Origin of the sequence: Bacillus cereus group sp. Sample62, from assembly GCF_036851315.1 — a bacterium.
Lineage (GTDB): Bacteria > Bacillota > Bacilli > Bacillales > Bacillaceae_G > Bacillus_A > Bacillus_A wiedmannii.
Genome location: NZ_JAFLPK010000001.1, coordinates 1 through 7,500 on the forward strand (window position 1 = coordinate 1; position 7,500 = coordinate 7,500).

Here is a 7,500-nt window from a genome sequence, read left to right on the forward strand (position 1 = left end):
TTGGAAAACATCTCTGATTTATGGAACAGCGCCTTAAAAGAACTAGAAAAAAAGGTCAGTAAACCTAGTTATGAAACTTGGTTAAAATCAACAACCGCACATAATTTAAAAAAAGACGTATTAACAATTACGGCTCCAAATGAATTCGCTCGTGATTGGTTAGAATCTCATTATTCAGAGCTAATTTCGGAAACACTTTATGATTTAACGGGGGCAAAATTAGCTATTCGCTTTATTATTCCCCAAAGTCAAGCTGAAGAGGAGATTGATCTTCCTCCTTCTAAACCAAATTCAGCACAAGATGATTCTAATCATTTACCACAGAGTATGCTAAATCCAAAATATACGTTTGATACATTTGTTATTGGCTCTGGTAACCGTTTTGCCCACGCTGCTTCATTAGCCGTAGCCGAAGCGCCAGCTAAAGCATATAATCCCCTCTTTATTTACGGGGGAGTTGGACTTGGAAAGACCCATTTAATGCATGCAATTGGTCATTATGTAATTGAACATAACCCAAACGCAAAGGTTGTATATTTATCATCAGAAAAATTTACAAATGAATTCATTAATTCTATTCGTGATAATAAAGCGGTCGATTTTCGTAATAAATACCGTAATGTAGATGTTTTATTGATAGATGATATTCAATTTCTAGCAGGAAAAGAACAAACTCAAGAAGAGTTTTTCCATACATTCAATGCATTACACGAAGAAAGTAAACAAATTGTAATTTCAAGTGATCGGCCACCAAAAGAAATTCCAACTTTAGAAGATCGTCTTCGTTCTCGCTTTGAATGGGGACTCATTACAGATATTACGCCACCAGATTTAGAAACACGAATTGCAATTTTACGTAAAAAAGCAAAGGCTGAAGGACTCGATATACCAAATGAGGTTATGCTTTATATTGCAAATCAAATTGATTCAAACATTCGTGAACTAGAAGGTGCACTTATCCGAGTTGTAGCTTATTCATCTTTAATTAACAAAGATATTAATGCTGATTTAGCAGCTGAAGCACTTAAAAATATTATTCCAAATTCTAAACCAAAAATTATCTCCATTTATGATATTCAAAAGGCTGTCGGGGATGTTTATCAAATAAAACTGGAAGATTTCAAGGCGAAAAAGCGAACAAAATCAGTTGCCTTCCCTCGCCAAATTGCAATGTATTTATCACGGGAACTTACAGATTACTCCTTACCTAAAATCGGTGAAGAATTTGGTGGACGCGATCATACAACAGTTATCCATGCTCATGAAAAAATTTCTAAGCTACTTAAAACGGATACGCAATTACAAAAGCAAGTTGAAGAGATTAACGATATTTTAAAGTAGTAGCTGAATAGTGTGAATAACTTACCTTGTTTTACGCACAGTCTATCCACATGTAGATAGACTGTTTTTACATCCTTCAATGGGGTTATCCACATATCCACAGGACCTATTACTATTACTACTATCTTTTATCTTTATTAATTAAATAAAATATTATACTTACCGGAGGTTTTTCTTTATGCGTTTTACAATACAAAAAGACTATCTTGTAAGAAGTGTACAAGATGTAATGAAGGCTGTTTCTTCTCGTACAACAATTCCAATCCTTACAGGAATTAAAGTTGTTGCTACGGAAGAAGGAGTTACGTTAACAGGAAGCGATGCTGATATTTCTATTGAATCTTTTATCCCAGTTGAAGATGCTGGAAAAGAAATCGTAGAAGTAGCACAATCAGGAAGTATTATTTTACAAGCAAAATATTTTAGTGAGATTGTAAAAAAATTACCTAAAGAGACTGTCGAAATTTCTGTGGAAAATCATTTTATGACAAAAATAATTTCTGGAAAATCAGAGTTTAATTTAAATGGTTTAGATTCTGCTGAATATCCATTGTTACCACAAATTGAAGAACATCATGTTTTTAAGATTCCAACAGATTTACTGAAACATATGATCAGACAAACTGTATTTGCAGTTTCCACTTCTGAAACAAGACCGATCTTGACAGGTGTAAACTGGAAAGTATATAACAGCGAATTAACTTGCATTGCTACAGATAGTCACAGGTTGGCTCTTCGAAAAGCAAAAATCGAAGGAATCGCAGATGAATTTCAAGCGAATGTTGTTATTCCAGGTAAAAGCTTAAATGAATTAAGCAAAATTCTAGATGAGTCTGAAGAAATGGTAGATATCGTTATTACGGAGTATCAAGTATTATTCCGTACAAAGCATTTATTATTCTTCTCAAGATTGTTAGAAGGGAATTATCCGGATACAACTCGTTTAATTCCAGCCGAAAGTAAAACAGATATTTTTGTAAATACAAAAGAATTTTTACAAGCAATTGATCGTGCATCTCTATTAGCAAGGGATGGTCGTAATAATGTTGTGAAATTATCAACTTTAGAACAGGAAATGCTAGAAATTTCTTCAAATTCACCAGAAATTGGGAAAGTGGTAGAAGAAGTTCAATGTGAAAAAGTAGATGGGGAAGAGTTAAAAATATCTTTTAGTGCAAAATATATGATGGATGCGCTAAAAGCTTTAGATAGTACTGAAATTAAAATTAGTTTTACTGGTGCGATGAGACCATTCTTAATTCGTACAGTAAATGATGAGTCCATTATTCAATTAATTTTACCGGTTCGTACTTACTAAGTAAGAAGTAAGGGTTGCTAGTTTTCAGATACTAGTAGCCCTTATTTGATTTTTGGGTATTACTTTCCTAATGTTAGTTTATTTAGTACAATGAAAGAATGAACACTTTCAGAAAGTGAGCGATTTTATGAAACGTATTAAAATTTCAACAGAGTATATTACACTAGGACAATTTTTGAAGTTAGCCGATGTAATTGATACAGGTGGCGCTGTAAAATGGTTTTTACAAGAATATGAAGTGTACGTGAATCAAGAACTTGAAAATAGAAGAGGTCGCAAATTATATGCGAACGATATAATTGAAATTCCAGGAAGCGGAAGTTTCCAAGTTCAGGCATAAAGGGGGAGCCCTTTGTTTATTTCAGAAATACAATTAAAAAACTATCGCAATTATGAAAAGTTAGAGCTTTCCTTTGAAGATAAAGTGAATGTGATTATCGGTGAAAACGCACAAGGGAAAACGAATTTGATGGAAGCTATTTATGTTTTAGCGATGGCGAAATCTCATAGAACCTCTAATGATCGCGAACTTATCCGTTGGGATGAAGACTTCGGTCAAATTAAAGGGAAATTACAAAAGAGAAATAGTTCTTTGTCTTTGGAATTAAATATTTCGAAAAAAGGTAAAAAGGCAAAATTAAATCAACTTGAACAACAAAAATTGAGTCAGTATATTGGCATGATGAATGTTGTCATGTTTGCCCCAGAAGATTTAAATCTTGTAAAAGGAAGCCCTCAAGTAAGAAGACGCTTTTTAGATATGGAATTAGGCCAAATAGCTCCAGTCTATTTGTATGAATTGAGTCAATATCAAAAGGTGCTCACGCAACGAAATCACTTGCTGAAAAAGATGCAAGGGAATAGTAAGAATGAGGAAACGATGTTGGATGTATTTACACTTCAACTTATTGAGCATGGTGCAAAAATATTGCAAAAACGGTTTGAGTTTTTGCATTTACTACAAGAATGGGCAGCTCCAATTCATCGCGGTATAAGCCGTGGATTAGAAGAATTAGAAATTGTCTATAAACCAAGTGTAGATGTATCAGAATCAATGGATTTGTCGAAAATAAAAGAAGTATACTATGAAAATTTTCAATCTGTGAAACAGCGTGAGATTTTCCGTGGTACGACTTTAATTGGTCCTCATCGTGATGATTTACAATTCTTCGTTAATAGTAAAAATGTTCAAGTCTTTGGTTCGCAAGGACAACAACGAACGACCGCACTGTCCCTAAAATTAGCTGAAATTGAATTGATTTACTCAGAAGTTAAGGAATATCCGATTCTTTTATTGGATGATGTATTATCAGAATTAGATGATTATCGTCAATCACATCTGTTAAATACAATTCAAGGAAAAGTGCAAACATTTGTGACAACGACGAGTGTCGACGGAATTGAACACGAAACATTAAAAGAAGCGAAAACAATTCATGTAACGAACGGCACGGTAGATTGTGAAATAGATAGGGCGTAATCCCTATTTAAATGGAAAAGTAGGTGATCTTTGTGTCAATGGAACAAAAGCAAATGGAAGAAAACTCATATGATGAAAGTCAGATACAGGTACTTGAAGGATTAGAAGCGGTTCGAAAACGCCCTGGGATGTATATTGGATCTACAAGTGGAAAAGGACTTCACCATCTTGTGTGGGAAATCGTCGATAATAGTATTGATGAAGCACTTGCAGGGTATTGTGATGAAATTAACGTTAGTATCGAAGAAGATAATAGTATTCTTGTAACGGATAATGGACGTGGTATTCCAGTTGGTATACAAGAAAAAATGGGACGTCCTGCTGTAGAAGTTATAATGACCGTTCTTCATGCTGGTGGTAAGTTTGGCGGTGGCGGTTATAAAGTTTCTGGTGGTTTGCATGGTGTTGGGGCATCTGTAGTAAATGCTCTATCAACAGAACTAGAGGTATTTGTACATCGTGAAGGCAAAATCCATTATCAAAAATACGAAAGAGGTATTCCGGTTGCGGATTTAAAAGTCATTGGTGACACAGATCAAACAGGAACGATAACTCGATTTAAACCAGATCCAGAAATTTTTCAGGAAACAATAGTATACGAATTTGATACGTTAGCAACTCGTATGCGCGAATTAGCATTTTTAAATCGTAATATTAAATTAACAATTGAAGATAAACGTGAACATAAACAGAAGAAAGAATTCCATTATGAAGGTGGAATTAAATCATATGTTGAACATTTAAATCGTTCAAAACAGCCAATTCATGAAGAACCTGTATATGTAGAAGGTTCAAAAGATGGTATTCAGGTTGAAGTTGCGCTTCAATATAACGAAGGATACACAAATCATATTTACTCATTTACAAATAATATTCATACGTATGAAGGTGGTACACATGAGGTAGGATTTAAAACAGCCTTAACTCGTGTGATCAACGATTATGGTCGTAAAAATAATATTTTAAAAGATGCGGATAGTAATTTAACTGGTGAAGATGTTCGTGAAGGTTTAACAGCGATTGTGTCAATTAAACATCCAAATCCACAATTCGAGGGACAAACGAAGACGAAACTTGGAAATAGTGAAGCAAGAACAATTACAGAGTCAGTATTCTCAGAGGCATTTGAAAAGTTCTTACTGGAAAATCCGAATGTTGCACGTAAAATTATAGATAAAGGGACGATGGCAGCGCGTGCGCGTGTAGCAGCTAAAAAGGCTCGTGAGTTAACTCGCCGAAAGAGTGCTTTAGAAGTTTCAAGTTTACCAGGGAAATTGGCAGACTGTTCTTCTAAAGATCCAGCAATTAGTGAAATTTATATCGTAGAGGGTGACTCTGCGGGTGGGTCTGCAAAACAAGGGCGCGATCGTCATTTCCAAGCAATTTTACCGCTGAAGGGTAAAATTATTAATGTTGAAAAGGCACGCTTAGATAAGATTTTATCAAATGATGAAGTTCGTACAATTATTACGGCGATTGGTACAAATATCGGCGGAGACTTCGCTATTGAAAAAGCACGCTATCATAAAGTTATTATTATGACGGATGCCGATGTTGATGGTGCGCATATTCGTACCCTATTATTAACGTTCTTCTATCGCTATATGCGTCAAATAATTGAGTGCGGTTATATATATATCGCACAGCCACCTTTGTTTAAAGTACAACAAGGTAAGAAAATTCAGTATGCTTACAACGATAAGGAACTTGAAAAAATCTTAGCTGAATTACCAGCCCAACCTAAGCCGGGGATTCAGCGTTATAAAGGTCTAGGGGAAATGAATCCAACTCAGTTATGGGAGACGACAATGGACCCAGAAGTACGTTCATTACTTCAAGTTTCACTTCAAGATGCAATTGAAGCTGATGAAACATTTGAAATTTTAATGGGAGATAAAGTAGAGCCACGTCGTAATTTTATCCAAGAAAATGCAAAATACGTGAAAAACCTTGATATTTAAATGGGTAATGACAGGAATCTAAGTATTCCTGTCTTCTACATATAAATCAATGTATGTGTAACGGAAATGTAAGAGGAGGTGCTCGTTGATGTCAGACAATCAACAACAAGCACGAATTCGAGAAATTAATATTAGTCATGAAATGCGTACCTCGTTTTTAGATTACGCAATGAGTGTTATCGTATCTCGTGCATTACCAGATGTTCGTGATGGATTAAAACCTGTGCATCGTAGGGTTCTATATGCGATGAATGATTTAGGAATTACAGCTGATAAAGCGTATAAGAAATCAGCGCGTATTGTCGGTGAAGTAATCGGTAAGTATCACCCTCACGGTGATTCAGCTGTTTACGAGACGATGGTACGTATGGCTCAAGATTTTAGTCAACGTTATATGCTTGTTGATGGACATGGTAACTTTGGTTCTGTTGATGGTGATTCAGCAGCAGCAATGCGTTATACAGAAGCAAGAATGTCTAAGATTTCTATGGAATTAATACGTGATATTTCAAAAAATACGATTGATTATCAAGATAACTATGATGGTTCTGAAAGAGAGCCAATTGTATTGCCAGCGCGTTTCCCTAATTTATTAGTGAATGGTACGACTGGTATTGCAGTTGGTATGGCAACAAACATTCCGCCGCATCAACTTGGTGAAGTAATTGATGGTGTATTGGCACTAAGCCATAATCCTGACATTACGATTGCGGAATTAATGGAGTTTATTCCAGGACCAGATTTTCCAACAGCAGGTTTAATTTTGGGACGAAGTGGGATTCGAAGAGCATATGAAACAGGTAGAGGCTCTATTATGCTTCGAGCTAAAGTTGAAATTGAAGAGAAGTCAAATGGTAAACAATCTATTCTCGTAACTGAACTACCTTATCAAGTTAATAAGGCGCGATTAATTGAAAAAATTGCAGAATTAGTTCGTGATAAGAAAATTGAAGGTATTACGGATTTACGTGATGAGTCAGATCGAAACGGTATGCGTATTGTTATGGAAGTACGCCGTGATGCTAATGCCAATGTACTATTAAATAATCTATATAAACATACAGCACTTCAAACAAGTTTCGGTATTAATATGTTGTCTCTTGTAAATGGAGAGCCACAAGTACTAAATTTAAAACAAAATTTATATCATTACTTGGAGCATCAGAAGGTAGTAATTCGTCGACGTACTGCTTATGAATTAGAAAAAGCAGAGGCGCGTGCTCATATTTTAGAAGGATTACGAATTGCTCTAGATCATCTTGATGAAGTTATTACGTTAATTCGTAGTTCGAAAACAGCAGATATTGCAAAGCAAGGCTTAATGGAACGTTTCGGTTTAAGTGAGAAACAAGCACAAGCGATTTTAGATATGCGTCTGCAACGTTTAACAGGATTAGAAC

Annotated in this window: 6 protein-coding genes (1 of these 6 only partly in view); all 6 read left to right on the forward strand. The window is 35.3% G+C overall.

Going from position 1 to position 7,500, the window contains the following annotated elements:
• Window positions 1-1,341 (forward strand): chromosomal replication initiator protein DnaA, encoded by a 1,341-nt coding sequence (gene dnaA / locus J0835_RS00005; protein WP_000428027.1) that lies wholly within the window; start codon window positions 1-3, stop codon window positions 1,339-1,341.
• Between the two features lie 178 nt (window positions 1,342-1,519).
• A complete protein-coding gene (dnaN, locus tag J0835_RS00010; protein ID WP_087983501.1) occupies window positions 1,520-2,659 on the forward strand; it encodes a DNA polymerase III subunit beta in 1,140 nt (379 codons plus the stop codon).
• A gap of 127 nt (window positions 2,660-2,786) precedes the next feature.
• A complete protein-coding gene (gene yaaA, locus J0835_RS00015) occupies window positions 2,787-2,999 on the forward strand; it encodes a S4 domain-containing protein YaaA (RefSeq protein ID WP_000821366.1) in 213 nt (70 codons plus the stop codon).
• 12 nt (window positions 3,000-3,011) lie between these two features.
• Window positions 3,012-4,139, forward strand: a complete 1,128-nt coding sequence (recF, locus tag J0835_RS00020; protein WP_000470743.1) for a DNA replication/repair protein RecF — start codon at window positions 3,012-3,014, stop codon at window positions 4,137-4,139.
• A gap of 38 nt (window positions 4,140-4,177) precedes the next feature.
• A complete protein-coding gene (gene gyrB / locus J0835_RS00025; protein ID WP_000435974.1) occupies window positions 4,178-6,100 on the forward strand; it encodes a DNA topoisomerase (ATP-hydrolyzing) subunit B in 1,923 nt (640 codons plus the stop codon).
• Window positions 6,101-6,188: 88 nt separating this feature from the next.
• Window positions 6,189-7,500, forward strand: the 5' portion of a protein-coding gene (gene gyrA / locus J0835_RS00030; protein WP_087983503.1) for a DNA gyrase subunit A. Its footprint extends 1,160 nt past the window's final position; 1,312 of the gene's 2,472 nt are visible here — the first part of the coding sequence; it begins with the start codon at window positions 6,189-6,191; its stop codon lies beyond the right edge, outside the window.

Bases quoted from the DNA above. Each gene is read 5' to 3' on its own strand.
- yaaA (WP_000821366.1), top strand. From the start codon at position 2,787: ATGAAACGTATTAAAATTTCAACAGAGTATATTACACTAGGACAATTT.
- dnaN (WP_087983501.1), top strand. From the start codon at position 1,520: ATGCGTTTTACAATACAAAAAGACTATCTTGTAAGAAGTGTACAAGAT.
- gyrB (WP_000435974.1), top strand. From the start codon at position 4,178: ATGGAACAAAAGCAAATGGAAGAAAACTCATATGATGAAAGTCAGATA.